The organism is Microvirga sp. TS319 (genome assembly GCF_041276405.1).
GTDB lineage: Bacteria > Pseudomonadota > Alphaproteobacteria > Rhizobiales > Beijerinckiaceae > Microvirga.
Window position 1 is genome coordinate 1,205,615 of sequence record NZ_JBGGGT010000001.1, and the last position, 20,220, is coordinate 1,225,834.

Here is a 20,220-nt window from a genome sequence, read left to right on the forward strand (position 1 = left end):
GTATGGCCGTCGCCGCTCGCTCGCGCCGCGCGCGAGGAACTTTTCGATACAGATGCCGTATACGGCTGAAGCAGCAGTAGATTGACTCATTGTCCGGTTCCGTATCACGTCAGGCCCGCTTGCCGAACACATAGACACACGGGTAGAGAACCGAGTCGAGCTGGGTCAACTTCATCCAAGTCGCGAACTTCCCATAGAGCTTGGAATAATACTCGCTCGAAACGGCGATAGGATTGCGCCCGAACGCCGTCGAGCACATGTCGAACAGTTCCTGCTGCGTAAAGCCCGCATGGGCGCCGGCCTCATTACTCCACTTGCCCTTCAGACGCTGCTTGTAGTCGTCGAGGTTCCACTGAAACTTCTCCTTGAACGAGGCTGCAGATCCGACATAGCCGACCAATCGGCTTTTATTGGGTGTTCCGATCAGATAGCTTCCGCCAGGTTTGAGAACGCGCGCCATTTCGGCAAGGGCCTGTTCCGGGCGAGGAATGTGCTCAAGTGCGTGAAACGAGAAGATGAAATCAAACGACCTCGCAGGAAAGTGGAGTTCCCTGGCGTCCATGATCATCAACTCCGCAGGCTTCGACCCAGCATAGTCAAAGTCGAAGTCTCCTCCGATGTCGATCCCAACGGTATTGGCCTCGAGACCTCGTGCGATGAGACCGGCTTCGCGGCCGGAACCGCAGCCGACGACGAGAGCCTTTGTGACAGGCGCATTCGTACAGGCTTTGATGACGTCGATCAGGGCCAGGCTCTTGTCGGCCTCTGTCGTCCGATAGGCTGGATCTATGTCTCTTTCCCGCATACCGACTATCTCCTCTCGAAGAGAACTAGAAAACTCGCTTGATCTTTCCTATTGCAAATCTGGATTAGGACTTGGCCGGCTTCATTGATATGGCACGTCACTCGAGCCGTTAAAGCGCAATCCCGGGAAATGAAGCTCGCTTCCGTGATGCGATGATACCGACCGGAGGTCGTTGCGCGAGAGAACACATCGACCCATCGCTGGCACAAGGTGCCCAGGACTCGAAATCGAAAGGTCAGACAAACTAATGCTGAGCCAGGACATCCTGCACCTGTGCGTAAAGATCTTCCCCTTCGAAAAGCCCTCCCTTCACTCCCGATCGTCGCGCAGCCTCCAGGACGACAGCTTGTTTTGCGGGAGAGGGCATTCACGCTCCTTGGCGGTCTGCTGCGGAAATCGATCTCGCTCGACCAAGGCGCAAATGATGTGGACGGCCACGATGTGCATCTGCTGGACGATGGGGGTAGAGTGCAACGGAACGGCGACAACGTAATCGCACATGTTCTGCATGGGAGAGACCGCCCAGGTATTGCGCCACGATCCTCTGCATCATTCTGGCATGGAGCTGAAACCCTGGGTCCAACAGGCTCTTGCCAATGATAGCGAACGCCTCCTCCATTTCGGCGTCTCGCGCCTGGTAATGAATGTGACCATCCGACGATGGATCGGTCGAAGCGAATGCATCCCGGTCGATCGTTGCATTCAGGACGGCCCGTCCATACGGGTCACAGGAGGCACTGATCTCAGTCTCTCCTCCGGCGAGTTCCAGATGGAGCGGAGTTATCGACCGCGTTAACTTGTCGCTATCCATCGAGCGCATCCGAACTACCTTTGACCCCTAAATAGAAGCGTACACGGATCAGTACAGAGGCATCTGGAAGGAACATTCCGGCCGTTTATCGTTTCTATTTTCTCTGCCTAGTCCGTGAGGCAGACGAATTATGGCCGGTCCTAAAGTCAAATGGTAGAAGGCCCCGGTGCATCAGAGGGAGTACTCCCAATTCGCGATTCCGGGTCAGCCATTGGAGGATCCATCGGGGTTACGACCCTCGACCCTCGCCGTTTGCCAAGAACGCACTCAGTGCCGAGCGTTATGATGACCCTTTGATCGACGGGGAAACAAGGTCTGCGGCCTGAATTTCAGGAAAGATTCCAGAACTCGGCTAGCCCCTTTGTATCCTTTCTTCCAAAGAGCCGCGCATATAGACTTGCAAAATCTTCGCAGCCAGTATCCATCGATGAGGAGCCTTCATGAGGGTAGTCGTTTCCCCGGCGAACCAGCTCCCTGACAAACTAGCCATTCGCTGGGCGGAGATTCAAGAGAATAACCCCGGCCTTGCCAGCCCATTCTTCCGACCGGAGTTCACACAGGCCGTCGCAAGAGTTCGAGACGATGTCCTCGTTGCCTGCATTGAAGACGGCGCTGCGTTTCTGCCTTTTCAACGGAGCTCGTTCGGACTAGGGCGGCCGGTAGGCGGCGCGATGTCCGACTATCACGGTCTGATTGCACCGCCAGCCTACAGTTGCGACATGGCCGAGGTCCTCCGAGCGTGCAGGCTGCAGCGCTGGATATTTGATCACGTTCCCGCGGAACAGGCGGTTTTCGCGCCCTGGCAAACCGTTAGCACCTCATCGCCCATCCTGGACATTTCAGAGGCGGATCATGCCGGCTCTACCAGTCTGCACTCGAACCACAGACGCAAGTGGCGCCGTCTCGAGGAGGCACACGGCCCAATTCAGGTCGACCTGGACGTGCAGGACCCCGCACTTCTCGCGACCTGCATCAAGTGGAAATCGGAACAATATCGACGCACTGGCAATCTCGACCTTTTCTCACGCCCGTGGACGCGAGCCCTTGCTGACATCATCTCCACGTACCGTGAGCCGCATTTTGCCGGAATGCTATCGGTGCTGCGGGTCGACGGCCGGCCGATCGCCGTCCATTTCGGAATGCGCTCGCTCAAGTTCTGGCACTACTGGTTTCCTGCATACGATCCGGAGTTCCAGCGCTTCTCCCCCGGGATACTCCTACTCCTGAAAATGATTAAAGACGCACCGACGCTTGGAATTGAAGCGATCGACTTCGGCAAAGGAGAAAATCATTATAAGCTACGACTGTTCAACCGCCGGGTTCCGCTTCTGGAAGGTTGCGTTACCATCAACCACCCTCTCTGGATGGTCACGCAGACGCAGACGAAATTGAAGCAGCTTGCGAAGAATTCGCCAGCCTCTGATTACATCATCCCGCCGATGAGAAGGCTCATACAGTGGGCTAGATTTAGGTAGATCCTTTCGCTGATGACGTGAGGGGAGAGCCTTCATGGCATGTGCGAATGGCGAATGTCGTAGAGCCAAGTTGTCGGCTTTTTCCCTTTACCCGGTACTCTCGCCTGAAGCTTTTCAATGTCCGTTCATGAAACGAAAAGCCTTCGGCGACGGAAAGTTGGTCGGTTCATATCTCGATGATCAGAAACAGGAAACTTCGAATAGGGATTTTATCGAGGAGCACGGCTTTATCGGTCTATCATGCCGATTTTCTCAAGTGGTGCCTTTCCCACCCGAACATTGATCTGTCTCACCTGATCATCATGCGGGAACGCGTTGCCGATGTGAAAGGCTCGAATGATCATGATCAGTACCCGCCTTCCGAGCACTTCAAAAGGAGGACTGCCCGGTCGCTGTCCCTAACACTTGTGCGTATACTGGGTTTGGCCGAAGAAGCGGTCCTACGGGCGTCGACCCAGCACAGGAAATACGTCAGCCAGTTCGACATCTCCGAACTCATTCCGTTTACGATCTGCACGACCACGTCGCTGTCGTCGCCGGACCTTACGCATCGTTTCAGATCGGATGACGTCACAAAGATCAGGGAACTGGATCTTGATCTTCTGATCATGCCCGTTGGGGTCAATTTGAGCGGCGATATTCTCAAGGCGGCTCGGCTCGGCATCATTGCGGTTCAGTACTCCGACAACAGGGGGGGCCACGACTCTCCTCCCGGCTTCTGGGATGTCTACCATCGGAACGAGACAAGCGGCTTTTCTTTCACCTTATTCTCTAAAGAAGCCAATAGCGGGGTTCCCCTGCGCCGTGGCCGCTATTCGACCAAGTTTTTCTGGAAATACAACGAGGCCAGTATCTTTCAGCGCGCAATGTACCATCTCAAGGGCCTCGTCGAGGAGATCGCGGAAAGGGACAGCCTTCCGGCTGCGCTATCCCAGCTGCCGTATCCGGGCCCCCCGGCTCAGTATCCGACACTTCCTCAGTTTCTCCGGTATGGTGGGAATATCACCCGCCATATTGCGAGAAAGGTCGCAACGAAGCTCATGCGCCGCCTTGGGTGGGACTTTCGGTGGAGAGTCGCTTACGTTCCAACCAATTGGGCCGACGCCGTCCTGTGGCGTGGCATCGAAATCAAGAATCCTCCCGCCCGTTTCCTCGCGGACCCATTCGTGATCACCAGGGAGGGAAAGCACTACTGCTTTGTCGAGGACTTCAGCTACAAGACGGGCAAAGCCGACATTGCCGTATATGAGCTTGCAGCTGAAGGCGCCACACGACTAGGAACGGTCATTACGGAACCTTTTCACCTTTCGTTCCCGTATCTGTTCACCTACAACGGCGAACTCTACATGTGCCCTGAATCCGCGAACAACAAGGATATCCGAGTATACCGTTGCATCTCGTTCCCGCTGCAGTGGCGTTTGGAGAAGATCATTCTTACCGGCGTCCATGCCGCGGATACGATGCTGTTCGAGCAGGATGGCCGATGGTGGATGCTGACCAATGTCGACCCCTTTGGAACTCACGATCACGGGTCGGAGCTTTCGATTTTTTATGCGGATTCGCCTCTCTCCACCGACTGGACGCCCCACGAGCAGAACCCGGTGCTTATTGACGCATCATGTGCAAGGAATGGCGGCCTCGTTCGGCAAGGCGGGAAACTGTATCGTGTCAGCCAATGCCAAGGCTTCGACTTCTACGGACGGCGAAGCCGCATCAACGAGATCATCGAGCTTACGAGCACGACTTATGTCGAGGAATGCGCTTTGACTATCAAACCGGAATTCAAGCCAAAGGCCAAAGGTACCCATCACTTGCACAGCAATGGGTCCGTTACTGCATTCGACTATATCGCATACGACAACTTCAAGCTGTGAACCTGATCGCCCGGCAGCCTACCGAGATCGCATGTCCGTGAGCCCGCAGTTCCAAATCCAGGATCTGCTCGGACGCTTGATCCTAAAATCGGCAACTATCTAGAAGTGGCACACCGGAAGATGAGGAAGGCATGTATTGAGCATTGCGGTTCCAGAACACATAGTTCCTTGAATGCTGCGGCAGTTCCTGAGCTCTGCAGTGGGCCGGAGCAGCACCTTTCTGGCTGGCCTGGAACACCGTTCGCAGAAGCGACACAGGGTTACTTCGAAAAAAGGCGCTGAGGCCAAGGGCTCTCTAACACCGTGAGCGAGGGACATGCGGATATTAGTCTTTACTCCTTTGGGCCGTGGGGGCGAAGGAGGAGTCGACCGAATGATGGATGGCTTGCATGATGAGTTAGCACGGCAGGGCCTTGAAGACGTATGCGTGAACTTCATCGCGACCCGAGGCCGGACCACGTTATGGCCGCTGAGGTATATCCTATGCCTGGTGCGAGCTCTCCTGTTGGGCCTTGGGCGCACATACGACGTTTGGCATATCAACCTCGGATCCTTCGGAAGTACAGTACGAAAGCTCATCTTGGTTCTCATCGCCCGTTCGACGGGTCAAGCCTATGTCGTCCACTTACATGGCGGACATTTTCGCGAATACTGGGAGTCGCGACCGAAATTCTATAGAGATATGATCCGAAGCATGTTCTTACATGCCAGTGCAGTGGTTGTTTTAGGGGCGATCTGGAAGGACCTGATCCTTGAACATGTCCCCGAGTGCGCGGACCGTATCGTGGTTCTCCCGAACGCAACTCGCGCTCCCCAATACCGCCAAAAGTGCCCGTCTCGCGATGAACGGGTGAGAATTCTTTTTCTGGGACGATTGGGGCCGGAGAAAGGGACTCCAGAACTCCTTGAGGCCCTATCCGACCTCTCGCGGCTGCCAGAATGGGATTGTGCGCTCGCAGGAGACGGAATGGTACAGGAGACGAGAGCGCTGGCAGACGCAAAACTCCCTGGACGCGTCTCGGTACTGGGCTGGGTGGATTCCGCAGAAGTCGAGAGACTTCTCAACGCTTCGGACGTTCTCGTACTTCCGTCGCATGTTGAGAATCTCCCGATGTCGGTCGTGGAGGCCTTCGCTCACGGGCTTGCGGTTGCCGCAACGCCAGTTGGATCGATTCCTGACATACTGGAGCACGAAGAAAACGGCCTGCTCGTACCAGTCAGGGACGCTACAGCTTTGGCGGCAGCGCTTGAACGCCTGATTGTTGACCGCTCTCTTCGGGAGCGCCTGGGCCGAAACGCAAAGGTGACATATCAGCGATCCCTGACAATCGAGTCGTATGTGGATCGGCTTCTCGGGATCTGGAAGGATGCCGCCCCGACGTCAAGGGCGGCCGAGATGTCTTAGAGCTTTGTGCACTCCGGGTGATCGATGAGCCGATGAGCCGATGAGCCGGCAGATCTTTAAGACCTATGTGGAAACCCAACCCGCCCCGACCCTGTCGCAAGGCGACGTGGTGATCCTCGACAACCTGGCGTCGCACAGGCGTGAGAAGGCCGCACAGTGTCTCAAGCAAAGGGGCGCCTGGCTCCCTTCCTACCACCCTACAGTCCGGATCTGCGCCCGATTGGACAGGCCTTCTCCCAGATGAAAGCGCACTCGCGCAAAGCCTAGGACTGAGCGCTCGGCGCGCTCGGCGCATCACCGGCGCTTCAACATTTTGATCTTGCGCATCTTTGCACGCGAAACCGGTTCCCACTTTTGAGATCCAACCCGATGCTCCACTCCTTCATTGGCGCATCGTTTGGAGCGGACCCGAAGCGCCACGCTCGTGAAAACCGGGTCCAGTTTTCGCTGGCACGGCCCGCCAAGTCCGAACGATGCGCCGGGAGACCGAGACCGGTGTGGCGGCTCTGGAGGCCGACCGGGAGAAGACGGGAGGCGCTATTGTGCTCGCACTACTTTCTTGCGCTAATCGGAACCTGCTGCGGAACCGCAAGTTGCAGGCTCTTCGTGTGACTGGCTCGTTGCACGACGCTTGCTGTCGTTGCCGATCGTGACACTGCTACCAGTATATATGCAATCGCGAAGATCACGCCGTGGATCGACGAATACGCCAGGAAGAATGACTCTGTTATGTTGGAGCAAAGAACTCCGACGTAGATTGCAACGGCGAAAGGCAGCAACAATCGCTCGTAGGGAGACTGGCGCTGGAGAAGGTAGACCACATTGCGTACGAATGAGATGAGTACCGCCGCTAGAATAGCCAAACCCAAGTACCCAAAACTAATGAACGTTTCTAGATAACCACTATGTGCATTAACTAACTTCTCCCCGGTCAGAGCAAAATAGCGCGGCAGCATTGCCTGTTCGAAGCTTGAGAAGCCAAATCCAAGCAATGGCCTCTCGAGAGCCCACGGCAAGAGAGTGCTCCAAATCGGCACGCGGCCTGTGAGATTCGGCTCCTTGCCTAAAAGCTCGAAGACGACGCTTAGGGTCGGGATTGCAGCTACGACAGCGAGCACAATAAAAAAGAACGCACTTCCCAGGATCAAGGGCCTTGTGCCCCTTCGCGCGTTGAGAAGCAGCGAAAAGCCGATCGACGTGGCAACCATGACCAGCGCAACGATAAGGCCTGTACTAGAGGCGGCTCCGAAGAGGCACATGCCTACAGCTATAAGGGTCACCCTTCTAAAAACCGTGCTCTTGACTACGTACTTGGAAAAAATCGCAAACATGAGGAGAGCAAAGCTGGCTGTATTTCCGAGCGAATTCTTATGAGTGTAGATACCTCGCCAATAGCCAACCCAACGCGGTTCTCCCCAGCCACCTGGTTGGTGCACTCCGAAGCTCGGCAGGAAGAGTGAGAAGATCACACTGAGTATCATTGCCCAGCCTAGAGCAAGACAGAGCGATCTAATCACGCGCGCAGGCGGGAGGAGCGCAACTAAGCAGGCAGCAGCAAGGAAGCTGAATGAGAGCGCATAAGCCCGTCGAAAGGTGATTGCGAAGTCATCTGCCCAAATACAGGATAGGAACGCAACGACTGGAAAAATAAACAACGGCCACGATGCACGGATAGCCACATTGACAGCCTTGTAATTTCTTAAGTAAATCCAGAATGTTATTATGGAAATTGCAAGATTATTTATACGACCGAGATTAGATGCCGGCTCCTCCGTGAAATCTTGTGAAGGATCCCAGCCAGTTAGCAAGAATATGAATCCACCCGTAGAGATTAGGATAGAATATATGAAGAAATATTCTAACCATCTTTGATCCGGCGCGCGCCTTGAATTGGCTCTATTGGGGTGCATGCGAAGCGTATTTCTGCTGAACGTTAGATGACTGACATTTCAAGGTAAAATATAGAGTGTGTTTTTCTCTCGATAATTCGCCCTCTGGCTATTGCAGGCATTCCCATATTGAGGCCTCTGGAGAGATACAACTGTGAGAAATATTCCGGCAGCGGATGCTGTGGCGAACGAGTTCCCACTGCATCAGGATTCGATCTCATGCGCCATGTAGCTCACGCTGTTGTCCGAAAGCCACTCCAAAGCTGACCGGGAGCGCGGCAGAGTGCTTCCACGTAGAGGAGACAATTCAATACTAGCCCCGAATTGCCATGATGGACTTCGGCATCCAGCCTGAACGTTCTAGGATGAGCTTTGCCTCGGGAAACAGATGCTGCATCTGCGACGGGACAAGTAAGTTCCAGTCTGGTTCTGTTTGCTTTGGCCAGAAGCGATTGAAAAAAGATATTGTTCGAATCTGCAATGGCCGAGGGAGGAGAACGATTACGATTGGAAGCCAAGTATGGCTTTCGATTATAAAATAACGATGGGGTGTTTGCACGTAATAGCGCTTTCCAACACGCCTTATCTCAGCGGCAAATTTCTGCTGGAAGTGGAAAGCTGTATCATAAAACTCTCGGCCGTTGGTCATCTTTACAATCATGTCTTTTGGGCCGGTCACGTGCTCGATTACAGAGGAGCAAAAAACCAGATCGAACTCACCGTCGGCAAAAGGCAAGCGATCGCTCCCGTCTGCCTGAACCGTTGCATACCCGAACCGATCTCTTGCTATAGCTAAATCGGGAGCGGAGTAATCACATACGGTTATATTTCGACAGTTCGGAAAGACACGCTGGATGTGCTCGCCGGTGCCGCCGCCGAGATCCAAAATGCGCCATTCTGGCTCGGGCTTGATGAAGCTGGCCAGAGTAGCAGCCCTTCGTTGGCGAGAGCGTTTGGAGAACCAGTCGAAGCTCCTCTGAAACACCATTATTTTTACCTCTAGGATAAGAGCGAATTTACGTCACTGTCCATTTTGTTAGGCATCGGTTGTGGAATTCTACGCCTCTGCACGCTCTATCCAAGCTGTGGCGCAAAGCCCTCCCCCTTAAGAGCCGCCCGATCCCACCGATGGTGCTCCAGAGCGCACCGAGCGTTCAGGCCTCGGCTTTGCGTGACGCACAGGAGAGCGGCAAGCAAACTCCTGCGCATGGGACCGAAGCATGGAACGCCTGCCCCCGGAGAAGCTGCTTACAGAGCAGGTACCTTGATTGCGACTTCCACGACATCGCCCGGCAGGAGGCCCATCGACTCATTGGCGTCTATCTTGTTCTCGACCCCACTTTCGTCACGCCTGTATAGGGTAATTACGATTGCGTCTGGACCCTGTGTCCACACAGATTTCATTGCACCTGCGATCGCCAGCTTCTGCTGTGCGGCCGATAGCTGCGCCGTGATCCTCGTGCGCCGGGACATGGCATCCTGCAGTTCGGTCAGGAGCCGAATCCTGTTTTGATCCTGCAATTGCTGAGAGCTTCGGGTCGCTTCTTCAGATTCTCTCTGCGCACGGGTCGCCTCGACGGCCGTTTGGAGCGCCCTCGTGGAAGATAGAAGCATGGCTCGGCGCGCATCGCTCACGCGTTGTGTCGACACCGTACCTTTTTCGAATAGACTTCTCGATCGTTCGAAATCCTCGATATCGGCCTTGCTTCCCTCTTCTTCCTTCGACTTTTGCTCCGTCAGGACCGCCGCTCGGGATGAGGCGAATGCGGCCGAAGCAAGAATATAATGCAACTGCTTCGTGAAATCCTGCTGCTGCATTCTAAGCCGCTCGGCAAGAATATTCGCCTCGTTCGAAGCAGATCCCATCGGTTGAGTACTAGCTTCCGCCTCAGCGCCAGACGGCCGTTGCAACTGAGCCTGCAGCTGCTTGATCCGCTCTATCTCCACGGCGAGCTCCTGGGCGAGCGTCGTGCCTTGCGCTTGGTATTCGACCGTATCGACATACGGGTTACTCATTCTCAGGCGCGCGACATCGAAACCGCCCGCATGCGCGATCGCCTGTCTGATCGACATTCCCGGCCGATACGGCACCTCGCCCGCCCGAGCAATGTCGCCATGGAGATAGACAGGCCGATACTCGGCGATTCTGACCGCAACGTCCTCCGGAGCCACGGACGTCAGGGAGGTTCTGCCATCGGGCGCACGAATTGGGATTTGACGCTTCATGAACTCCGACTGGAGATTTGCCCGCAAGACATCGAGAGAGAGGCCTCTCGCCGGAAAATTTCCGATGATCGGAACGTTCACCGAGCCGTCGAGGTCGACAGACACTCGAGCCGTTAACTCGGAGGCGCCTGCAATCGAGAGTTCAATCACGTCTCCTGTACCGAGCTTGTAATCGGCCCTTGCGGATGGGGTGTAGCCAAGAACCGAGACAGCAAGCGAGACAAGGAATGTCGGAAAAGCGATAATCTTGCGACTGGGCGGAAAGAACATAAGCAGCATGGCCATCAACTTCGCTTCAATGATCAGGAATTCCGTGGAGCCCGGTTCAAAATGATCCCTAAGATCTTTCCGTTCATGTAGGACCATGACGCGAGGGTATTCATGACCTGTGATTTGCGCGCCTCGGCGGAGTTCAACAGTATCAGAACACCATCCGACGAACTGAGCGATGGGAGGACATCCAGGCCGTTCTCCAAGGGTGGAGCATCGATAATTACATAGTCAAAGGCATTCCGAGCCGTATTGATGAGCTTTTCAAGATCCGGAGCATCTGGGTCCATCTTAGCCGTCGTGACGACAAGGCCCGGCTGACTTCTACAGGTTTTTGCATCGTCGGTCCGGTTAACGGCTCCGGCTGCAGCAGGCATGGCTTCTGTCGTGCCCGTTGGTGAGTGTGCTGAATCTGACCCGCTCAAAGGAGCGCCAATCAAGGATACCTTCTTGCCTAATCGGGAAAGATTGTACGCCAGTGCGGTTGCTATGCTTGTCACACCCTCCCCTTTTTTCAAGGATGTGACCGTGAGCACCCTTCTGTCGAGAGGCTTCGTCTCTGCCAGCACCGCTAGGGTCAGATGCGCCAATCCGCTTTGCATTTTTACCTGGCTGGACGCTGCCTTTTCTGAGAGCTGCTGCCCGTCGGCCCTATATAAGGAGAGAGGCTCAAGCTTCCCAACGTCCGGGATGATGCCCAAGCACGGAAGCTCAAGCGCTGAGAGAACATCATCGGCCGAACGCAACCTGCGGAACAAGCGCTCCCGAATGAGACCTGCGATGAGCCCAAGCACTCCTCCGAGTGCGATTCCAGCTCCCAAGATCAGGATCGATTTCGGCTCACTCTTGTTCTGTGGCGGCGTTGCGCGCGTGATCACACGGGCACTCTGAGTAGGCGAAGACATCTGCTGCTCGACCGTGATATGACGATCAAGGAACGCTTCGTAAAGTCTTCGATAGGATTGGGCCTGCGCTTCAAGATCCAGGAGCGTCGCACTCGATTGCCCACTGCGATTTTTGGCTTTGAAGTCCTGAAGAGCATCCTCGGCATTCTGCGCTTCTGCACGCAACGCCACGAGGCGCTCGTCGAGCCACTTGCTTGCCTTGTCGATTGCCTCAGTTCGCGCTCGGGCCTGATCTGCCAAGTACTCGTCCGCGATTGTGTTGGCTATTTCAGAAGCCTTGAGCCGATCCCGGGAGAGAACGTCAATCCCAAGGATGTTGGTTGCTCCCACTCGGCGGACGGTCAGCGCGCGCTGCAGCTTCTCGCTCGCTGCCTGAACCTCGTCCTGCACTGCATCACCATTCGCCTGACCCTGAGCGCCTGGATTGACGAAGCCGAGAAGCTGCTCCTTCAGCTTTCGCAACGATCGCAGCGCGGAACCGGACTCCTCCTGAGAGGCTCCGAACTCGGGATCATCGACCAAGTTCAGCCTTTTCACCACCTCTCGCAGCACGTTTCCGGATCTGCTCACCTCCACCTGACTTTCAATGGTGAGCGCGTCGAGCTGCCTGTCGGGACCGCTTGTGTTCGGAGAGGCCTCTATACGCGCAGGATCGATCATGACTTGCGCAGTTGCAAGGTAGCGAACCGGCCATAGGACCAGAGCGCAGATTGAGAGGAGAAGGCAAAGCACCAGACAGCTGGCGATAATCATCCACTGCCGTTTCAGAACAGTAAGGAGTTCACGAGCTCCAAACTGCGGTTGCGGTTTATCCCAGCCGGCAGGAACTGCTTCATAGTCGCTTTCGATCGGCCACTTGACTCTATCAAGCATAGTTGAACTTAACCTCACTGATCGAGAGCCAATATTGCCGCTTTGGGTGATACTTGTGTTTTGATCAGAATTTTTATTGCTTTTCAAACAGTCCAGACACGGCCAATTTTGCATCGTAAATCCAGAACGATCTGCAAATTCTTGTTCGCCTCAACAAGTATCCTTGCAATGATGATAGAGTTGGGCCCTTTGGAACGCAACCTGGGTTGCGTCACATAAGTATAGTTTGTGCTACTCCCTCGGGATAACTCATTCGGGTTTAGAAGCGATTGAACGATTACAAAATGCTTGGCCGGCGCCATGCGGGCGCTAGAGCATCGGAGGTGAACAGTGGACCCACTTTTGGGATTCAATCCGATGCTCCACCCTTTCAATGGCGCATCGTTCGGCGCGGACCCGAAGGGCCACGGTCGTGAAAACCGGGTCCACTCTTCCGCACTATGCGCTAATGGGAGCGCCTCATATACCGAACCAGTGTCGATGATGGTCTAAGCATCCGGCCGCGCGCAAAAGACCTGCCCTTTCGGCGCGCCACCAGCGGGGTTGAGCCACAACTCTCGCCGCTGCTCTTCTCGATAAGCCCGATACGATCCAAATCGATCCGGTCGCCGCTGCATGCTCCGTTCGTGGAGCACTTTGGCAGGATCAGCAGGGCCTTTTCAGAGCCCGAGCATGGCTTCTTGCACTGCGCAGGACGTATGCGTCCGAATGAGGCGTCGATCCGATCGAACCGTAAAGTGTCCGGTCCAATTGAAGGATTGCCATTCGCGCACGACCTGCCGGTGAAGTTGAACATGCGGAACCTGCACTCATTACCGAGCAGTTCTCACTGCGGTCCCAGGAACAGGCAGTCCCGGATCGACCGGAATAACGGATGCGAAGCCCAGCAGGCCAAGTCGTTGATTTTACTAGAAATTAGGAATTATACGCAAAAGTAGGAAGATATTGTTGCCTAAACTTCGCCTTATTTGATAATTAATCCCGATTTGCCAGTAAAACGGCAGATAAAAAATCAATCGTGAACATATAATGGGCAGACAATCTATGTTTATATTCACATTATCCAAGCAATTTACGCTTGGTCACACGAGCGGCGAGCATCCTTTTCACAGCTCATCCATCTGCCGCTAATTTTTAATCAATACTTTCTCTCCGTTCATCCGAACGCTCACCCTCAATCTTGGAATTGCAGCGGCTCGCCGGACCGTTGTTTGGCTCTTCTGTTCCCGTGTTGTCCGCGTGCTCAGACGCCGAAAAACAGCGACCTAGCGGAGCAATAGCCGGAAACCAATTGGTCCTTTGACGGACCAAGCGGACGCCCGGCTGCCCTTGCAAGACCTACTCCCACCTTGGAGGCGCCTTCTGCGCTTCCTGAGCGTGTCTCCGCACGCACACAGTAACAAGAATCGGAAAAATACGTATGGCAAACCAATTGTTTTCGACCGGCTTTGAAGGCTCGGTGTCCCTGGCCCCGATGCAGGTGAACAGCAACACCGAGGCGCTGCAGGGCCTGCAGAACGCCGGCAATGTCTGGGGTCGCGCCCCGACCATCCAGATGCTCTCGGGCGCCGGCAACTACAACAGCGTGTTCTCCAACGCCATCACCACCACCACCGGCCATGACGGCGCTCAGACCCGGGCCCTGCATCTCGACGTCAACTCGCGTCCGGCCGACTTCACCCAGTCGCCGCTGCTGTTCCAGCCCACCTCCGAGCCTGGCGACTTCTATATGAGCGCCTGGATGAAGCTGCCCGCCAATCTCTGGTCCACGCTCGGCGCCGGCGGCTGGACGGCGCCCCTGCCCGAATGGAAGTCCGATGGCGACTTCCGCGTGGTCAACACCATCCAGGCGTTGGGCAACGGTCAGCTCGCCTGGAACATGAAGTGGGACACCAACGCCAACGGCAACGTGCCGCTGCAGACCTTCTGGGAGGGCACCAACACCAGCGTGGCGGTGCCGCAGGGCGAGTGGTTCAAGGTCGAGATGTTCACCCACCGCGACAACACCGATGGCCGCGTCTGGCTGAAGGTCAACGGCCAGACCGTGTTCGACCATACCGGCGACAACATCGGCGTCAACAACGCTCCGATCAACCGCATCTTCATGGGCAACCCTTACTCCAACAAGCCAATCGATGTCTGGCTCGATGACGTCCAGATCTGGGACGGCGTCCCCTCCGGAAACACAGGCACCCCGACGCCCACGCCGACCCCCACGCCGACCCCGACTCCCACTCCTACGCCGACGCCTACTCCGACCCCCACACCTACACCGACGACCGGCAAGACGATCAACGGTACGGCTCGAAACGACTCGCTCATCGGCACCGCCGGCAACGATGTCATCAAGGGTAATGCCGGCAACGACGCCCTTTACGGCCGCGATGGCAACGACACTCTGACCGGCGGCAGCGGGCGCGACACTTTCGTGTTCGACAGCAAAACGGTCAAAGCGGGCGGGATCGACACGATCACGGACTTCACCCCGGGTCAGGACATCATCGATCTCGGCTTCGCATTCTCGTCATTGACGAGCGGCACGCTGAAGGCCAGCGAGTTCCGGATCGGCACGAAGGCGCTGGATCGCGACGACCACATTATCTACAATAAGACAACGGGCGCGCTGTACTACGATTCCGACGGAAGCGGATCGGCCGCGCAAATCCAGTTTGCGAAGCTCGCCCCTAACCTCAATCTCGCCCACAACGACTTCTTCGTCTACTGAGGGCATTCAGGGCGGGAACTTGCTGAGGTCAGGCGAAATGGGTCCGCGGAGTGGCGTATCCGGACTCTCGCCGGGCCTCTGCGGGCCCCGCCTTCCCCATTCACGAATTCTGCCGGCGCGGAGAAGAATTCATCGCGCCGGCACAAAGCATCGCGTCTCGCGGACATATCCCCTACTTCCGCCCCAAGAGCCGCAAGCGACGACCTGAAGAACCCGTGGCCTACATGCGGCTGAACTGGCGAGCGCTCAAGGCTGAACCGGCGACGCGGCGGACGAGGGAGGCATAGCTCCCACCGATCGCAGTCCAACCCAGTTGTCGAAGCAGGGCACCGCGTGCTGCGCGGGCTTCCCGCTCCCAGTCCTCCAGAGGTCGCTTCTGGAAGAGCTGCAGTGCATCTGCAATTGCGTCGACGGACGGGTCGTCCTGGATCCTGACCCCTGCAATTCCCATCTCGAACAGATCCGCTAAACCGCCGGCTTCGCTTGCGATGACCGGCCGCGCGCTCAGGCCTGCAAGGACAGCGACACCGCTTTGCGAATTGAAATCTCGATAGGGAAGCAGGACGGCATCGACCTCTGCGATGATCGATGAAATCTCCTCTTCCGGAACGAAACGCACATCGACTTCAGTGCCCGTCGGATCGCATTTCGCCAGCTCCAGACATTCGGCCGTGTAGGCCGCGGGACCGCTTGATCCAACAACCAGGAGCTGTAGTTGTCCGCCTCCGCGGCGATATTGCTGAACGGCAAGAATCGATTCCTTGACGAGCTTATTCGGCCGTATGAAGCCGAACACGAGAATTTTTCCATTCCTTGGCAGCGGACTGGGCGCGCCCAAATCATAGGCACCATGTGGGATGACCGTCACGCGCCCAGGAGCCAGGCGATATTCTTTGAGCAAAACGTTCCGTGACGCGTTCGACAAACACACGATATGAGTCGCCAGTGAAAAATCGAGCTTATAGGCCAATCGCTCCAGGAACCGCGCCCAACTTGGGAGCACCCACATATGTGGCATTGGATCATGCACCACAAGGACAAGGCGCTGGCCCCACAAGCGTACCAAGAGAGAGACGGGCAGCTCGAAGCCAGCATGCCCAACGAAGTTGAAGAGATAAACCTGCTCCTTCCCTCGAGCTCTCCAGAGTTCCCGAATATTCGCAGCGAGACGCTTGAGCGTAGCCATTCGCCTCTTGAACAAGCTCGCATCAGCTGACTCGACCCGCGGCGTCTGCCGTCTGTCGATCCCTTTGCCGATAGCCTCCTTCGAGGGTGGGAGCATTGGAGGCGCGATGAGGGTCACCCGGAGACCTGCTTTCGCGATAGAACTCGCAAGTTCGTGCGTGAACCACCCGCTTCCGCCTCTCCAAGAATTCGACAGAATGCATACCTCGGTCCCTCCAGGGCTGCCTGTTTCCATCCTCGGTCTATCCTCGACGCTGTTCTTCTTGGAGATTGCGGTGGTCAGCCTATGATTTCGGAAAGGGTAAAGCGTTCGCATGGCAGCGATCAAAACTCCAAGATGCTGTCGAGAGTCTGTCGCGCCAGCCGATGAATGATCCGTCAAAAGCCTCCCGCATCAAACTACCCATTAGGTATGAAATACGAAAGTTTATCACAGACACAGCACAATCTTCCTGCACGCGGAGCCAAGAACGATTCTGCTTCTGGCGTTCTGAACAAAAAGCCTTTTTGTTCCCCAGGTCTGCATGTCGCGGAGACGAAATCGAAAGGGCTGGCGACGATGCGGCGTGGCAGCGATCCTGTTCAACGGCCGATACATCATGTCGACGGTCATCCTGCGGATCGTGCCTAGAGCATCGGACGCACATTTGGGTCCGATGCTCCCTTCTTAGATCAGCGCATCGTCGCGATCGGAACCGAAGGGCCACGTCCATGAAAACCGGGTCCGCTTCATCGCATGATGCGCTCGGCGATCGCAATCTCTGGTCAGCAGGCGCGATTCCAGGTCTCACCTCGAAACGCCGCCGCCATGCTCCATTCGGCCGAAACGGTAAAAGCCAGTTCTCGAAGCTATTTTGCAAGGAGACCAACCATATTTCCGACCTTGACGGTATTCCTTGGCGAAAAACCATCGATGAGTTGGTGCTCCTGACGGCGGAACGGCCTTGACAGAAGGAGTGTCAGCATGAATGTCACGCCGGCCAATAAACTCAGGCAAATCCTTCCGAATTCATCAAGGCCGAACCGCCAAATGAGTGCCTCCGTCGCAAGAATTAGGATGATGGCAGGTGCAATTACCACGTTGAGGCGGGCGACATCAAAGATCTTTGCAGCCCCGCGCGCTCTCAATGCATAGATCATTATCGCAAGCTTCGCGGCTGTATCGGCGCAGGGCCAGATCAACAGTGCTGCCGGACCCAGGGACGAGCTGGTGAGATATACAAGCACAAGGGAGAGCAAACTGATTGGCAGCATCGCGACGAAAGTCACATGGACCTGGAGAATGCTGCCCAATATCTCCGCCGCCCTGAAATAGCTCGTTCCAAGCGACTGCACCAGCAGGATGGGCAGAATGAACCCATAAGGAGCGAAATCCGGCTTTCCCAATGTGGTTATGAGCAAGGGCCCAAGAGGAGCAGCAACCACGATGGCGCCCATGACGATGATGGTCTCCAACTTGATCAAAACGCTCAGGGTCGTCTCCGCCGCCGGCCGATCCCCATTGACGATGATTTTCCCAACGAGGAGAGGCTCGACGATAGGAGATAGCAGATGGACCGGAAGCCCGCGCAACGCCGAGGATGCCAAGGCCTGCACGAACGATATTGCAGCGAGTGGGGCCGGAGGCAGACCAGTAGCGCTCACCAAGCGCACGGAGAACGGGCTGGCGGCGAGCCACGACAAAGCCGATATATATATGCTGATCGAGAACTTGAGCTGCTGACCAAAGGACGGGATCAGACTGCGGTCAGCTGGGTTGAAGTCCGCCCTGACAGAATTCTTGTTCTTGATGAACAGGATCAGGATAACGATAAAAATTTGTGCGGCTGAGGTGCTCCCCCAGACAAACATGACGTCGTCCGGATGGAGCCGGCCAAATCCCGCAATGAACAAACATATACAGGATCTGGATGCTACTTCGAGAAATGCGGTGACAGCCCAAGCACGATAGGCTTTCAGAGCTTGCGCGAGAGCCTCGATATCCAGCTGGAAGGACAGGATAAGGATCCAGATGATCAGTATGCGCTGATCGGGTGAATGCCCGCTCCACAGCGTCGGAATGTCGAGCACTCCAAGCTGCAACATAGAACCAATGATGATCCCCAGGCCGATCGCCTTGAGGAAAAGGTAGAAGGCAAGCGTGCGAACCAAGTCGGGACCCGCACCATAGGCAATGACAAGAGGAAGGAAGCGGGACAGAGAGCGCGCAATCCCCAGGCCCGAAAGAGTTCCGACTACAACAGAAATGGCTAATGCGACTGAATACGAAGCGTATTCGCCCGTCATCATCGCCTTGGCCACAAGGATCTGGAATCCAATGCCTAGAAAGAGGCTCCCCAATCGCGTTACGGCAGCCAACGCGACTCCACCTGACCGGCCGGATGTCGAGCTCATGCCATGTCCCCGGATCACGAGATACCTATCCTGCTGACGTCAACCCGGAAGACCGCGAAACCCACATTGTGGAAACCTACGGCGACGAAGCCGAGCTGGATCTTCATGAAGCGGGCGAGCCTGCACCACGTGTGTGATTCACGCCTCATGTATGAACTTCCCGAATCCCGAGAAAGCATGCGAACAATCGACCTACGTGGTGCAACGTTTCTTGTATGCTACCCTCATGCGAACAGGGTAGAAATAGCCTATCCGTATATCTCAAGGGTTGCTCCGGAATTTCAGGGGGTAGACGACGAGCTACTACCAGAGATCGGGTCTCTCCGGGCACTTGGGAGTTCCCTCAGAATGCTTCATGCCTCCTCAATATCTGAATCGCCGTCATGACGATGATCTTCAAGTCGAGCATCACCGTCCAATGTTTTACATACCAAAGATCCAGCTCGACGCGGCGTTTCATCTGACCGAGTTCGGGAGTCTCGCCCCGAGCGCCGTTGACCTGAGCCCAGCCCGTTATGCCAGGCTTCACTAGCTGCCGGGCAGTGTAATCCCCAATCAGTTGCGAGTAATAATTGTCATGCGCAAGTGCGTGGGGACGAGGCCCGACGAGAGACATTTCACCCCGAAGTACATTCACGAGTTGAGGGAGTTCATCGATGCTGGAGCTCCGGAGCCAGCGGCCCGTTCTTGTGACGCGGCTGTCTCCACGCGTTGCCTGCTGTACCACGTCCCCATCCTCGAGAACGGACATCGTCCGGAATTTGATGATTCTGAAAGGTTTTCCATGTAACCCTCGCCGCGTCTGCCAGAAGAACACCGGCCCCGGTGTGTCGATCTTGACCATAAGAGCAACAGTAAGGAAGAGCGGGAGGAGAAGCAGCAGCGCACATGTCGAAACGATGAGATCGATCACCCTCTTTGCTACCGAGGCATAACTGCGCCATCCGACGGAACTGCGCGGCCTATGGGGTGCAGGATCGCCATGAAGGAGGAGTTGCTTAGCAGGTGCATTCATGACGTGATTCTTCCGGTTGTATGGAGTGGTCTTTGACGATCTTTCCGTGAAAAGCCGCCTCCAATAGCGAGATGTCCGCCGCTTCGATTTCGTGGCCGCTCGCCATACCTGTGCACTTTGAGTGGAGGAGATTGTAGCCAGTCACGTGTCCAGCTTGTTTATGAGACTTAGTCTGTCATGCCATAAGGCAGCATTGCGCCCTCCTAAACTGCGCAACCAAGACATTGTTATAATCTGTAGTATAAAGATACCCATGCCTACGCCGAGACTTATTTTGGAGAGTTTCCGTATACATAAGGGTTATAGGGCTCAATCAGCGGTGGTTCCCGCGCACTTCGGACAGGGATGTCGGACCACCAGATCGCGAT

At 55.7% G+C, this 20,220-nt stretch carries 13 protein-coding genes; 4 read left to right on the top strand and 9 right to left on the bottom strand.

Annotation, left to right across the window (positions count from 1 at the left end):
• Positions 1–109: 109 nt before the first annotated feature.
• Positions 110–805 (bottom strand): class I SAM-dependent methyltransferase, encoded by a 696-nt coding sequence (locus AB8841_RS05505; protein WP_370434827.1) that lies wholly within the window; start codon positions 803–805, stop codon positions 110–112.
• A gap of 1,251 nt (positions 806–2,056) precedes the next feature.
• On the opposite strand from AB8841_RS05505, the gene AB8841_RS05510 reads away from it, so the two are divergent.
• The 3 genes from AB8841_RS05510 (at position 2,057) to AB8841_RS05520 (ending at position 6,370) form a co-directional block, all read left to right on the top strand.
• A complete protein-coding gene (locus AB8841_RS05510) occupies positions 2,057–3,091 on the top strand; it encodes a GNAT family N-acetyltransferase (protein WP_370434828.1) in 1,035 nt (344 codons plus the stop codon).
• 176 nt (positions 3,092–3,267) lie between these two features.
• Positions 3,268–4,965, top strand: coding sequence for a hypothetical protein (locus tag AB8841_RS05515; protein WP_370434829.1), 1,698 nt, complete (start codon positions 3,268–3,270; stop codon positions 4,963–4,965).
• A gap of 316 nt (positions 4,966–5,281) precedes the next feature.
• Positions 5,282–6,370 carry a glycosyltransferase family 4 protein gene (locus AB8841_RS05520; protein ID WP_370434830.1) on the top strand — a complete coding sequence of 363 codons (1,089 nt, stop codon included), beginning with the start codon at positions 5,282–5,284 and terminating at the stop codon, positions 6,368–6,370.
• Positions 6,371–6,921: 551 nt separating this feature from the next.
• Here AB8841_RS05520 and AB8841_RS05525 read toward each other — a convergent pair.
• The 4 genes from AB8841_RS05525 to AB8841_RS05540 form a co-directional block, all read right to left on the bottom strand.
• The gene (locus AB8841_RS05525; protein WP_370434831.1) at positions 6,922–7,839 is read right to left on the bottom strand and encodes an O-antigen ligase family protein; all 918 of its coding nucleotides are present in this window, start codon (positions 7,837–7,839) and stop codon (positions 6,922–6,924) included.
• 733 nt (positions 7,840–8,572) lie between these two features.
• Positions 8,573–9,247 (bottom strand): class I SAM-dependent methyltransferase, encoded by a 675-nt coding sequence (locus AB8841_RS05530; RefSeq protein WP_370434832.1) that lies wholly within the window; start codon positions 9,245–9,247, stop codon positions 8,573–8,575.
• 260 nt (positions 9,248–9,507) lie between these two features.
• Positions 9,508–10,770, bottom strand: coding sequence for a polysaccharide biosynthesis/export family protein (locus AB8841_RS05535; RefSeq protein ID WP_370434833.1), 1,263 nt, complete (start codon positions 10,768–10,770; stop codon positions 9,508–9,510).
• A gap of 17 nt (positions 10,771–10,787) precedes the next feature.
• On the bottom strand, positions 10,788–12,533 hold the full coding sequence (locus AB8841_RS05540) for a GumC family protein (RefSeq protein ID WP_370434834.1): 1,746 nt from the start codon (positions 12,531–12,533) through the stop codon (positions 10,788–10,790).
• Between the two features lie 1,420 nt (positions 12,534–13,953).
• Here AB8841_RS05540 and AB8841_RS05545 point away from each other — a divergent pair.
• Positions 13,954–15,258, top strand: coding sequence for a calcium-binding protein (locus AB8841_RS05545; RefSeq protein WP_370434835.1), 1,305 nt, complete (start codon positions 13,954–13,956; stop codon positions 15,256–15,258).
• Between the two features lie 220 nt (positions 15,259–15,478).
• On the opposite strand, the gene AB8841_RS05550 is transcribed toward AB8841_RS05545, so the two are convergent.
• The 4 genes from AB8841_RS05550 to AB8841_RS05565 form a co-directional block, all read right to left on the bottom strand.
• Positions 15,479–16,759 (bottom strand): glycosyltransferase family 4 protein, encoded by a 1,281-nt coding sequence (locus tag AB8841_RS05550; RefSeq protein ID WP_370435546.1) that lies wholly within the window; start codon positions 16,757–16,759, stop codon positions 15,479–15,481.
• 533 nt (positions 16,760–17,292) lie between these two features.
• Positions 17,293–18,837, bottom strand: coding sequence for a hypothetical protein (locus tag AB8841_RS05555; protein ID WP_370434836.1), 1,545 nt, complete (start codon positions 18,835–18,837; stop codon positions 17,293–17,295).
• 14 nt (positions 18,838–18,851) lie between these two features.
• Positions 18,852–18,986, bottom strand: coding sequence for a hypothetical protein (locus AB8841_RS05560; protein WP_370434837.1), 135 nt, complete (start codon positions 18,984–18,986; stop codon positions 18,852–18,854).
• A 194-nt stretch (positions 18,987–19,180) separates the two neighbouring features.
• On the bottom strand, positions 19,181–19,852 hold the full coding sequence (locus AB8841_RS05565; protein WP_370434838.1) for an exopolysaccharide biosynthesis polyprenyl glycosylphosphotransferase: 672 nt from the start codon (positions 19,850–19,852) through the stop codon (positions 19,181–19,183).
• Positions 19,853–20,220: the final 368 nt, after the last annotated feature.

What these genes read in the sequence shown, in the direction of transcription:
- AB8841_RS05520 (WP_370434830.1), top strand. Translation starts at nt 5,282, where the DNA reads ATGCGGATATTAGTCTTTACTCCTTTGGGCCGTGGGGGCGAAGGAGGA.
- AB8841_RS05505 (WP_370434827.1), bottom strand. Translation starts at nt 805, where the DNA reads ATGCGGGAAAGAGACATAGATCCAGCCTATCGGACGACAGAGGCCGAC.
- AB8841_RS05565 (WP_370434838.1), bottom strand. Translation starts at nt 19,852, where the DNA reads ATGAATGCACCTGCTAAGCAACTCCTCCTTCATGGCGATCCTGCACCC.
- AB8841_RS05535 (WP_370434833.1), bottom strand. Translation starts at nt 10,770, where the DNA reads ATGGCCATGCTGCTTATGTTCTTTCCGCCCAGTCGCAAGATTATCGCT.
- AB8841_RS05530 (WP_370434832.1), bottom strand. Translation starts at nt 9,247, where the DNA reads ATGGTGTTTCAGAGGAGCTTCGACTGGTTCTCCAAACGCTCTCGCCAA.
- AB8841_RS05510 (WP_370434828.1), top strand. Translation starts at nt 2,057, where the DNA reads ATGAGGGTAGTCGTTTCCCCGGCGAACCAGCTCCCTGACAAACTAGCC.
- AB8841_RS05560 (WP_370434837.1), bottom strand. Translation starts at nt 18,986, where the DNA reads ATGAGGCGTGAATCACACACGTGGTGCAGGCTCGCCCGCTTCATGAAG.
- AB8841_RS05515 (WP_370434829.1), top strand. Translation starts at nt 3,268, where the DNA reads ATGATCAGAAACAGGAAACTTCGAATAGGGATTTTATCGAGGAGCACG.
- AB8841_RS05550 (WP_370435546.1), bottom strand. Translation starts at nt 16,759, where the DNA reads ATGCGAACGCTTTACCCTTTCCGAAATCATAGGCTGACCACCGCAATC.
- AB8841_RS05545 (WP_370434835.1), top strand. Translation starts at nt 13,954, where the DNA reads ATGGCAAACCAATTGTTTTCGACCGGCTTTGAAGGCTCGGTGTCCCTG.
- AB8841_RS05540 (WP_370434834.1), bottom strand. Translation starts at nt 12,533, where the DNA reads ATGCTTGATAGAGTCAAGTGGCCGATCGAAAGCGACTATGAAGCAGTT.
- AB8841_RS05555 (WP_370434836.1), bottom strand. Translation starts at nt 18,837, where the DNA reads ATGAGCTCGACATCCGGCCGGTCAGGTGGAGTCGCGTTGGCTGCCGTA.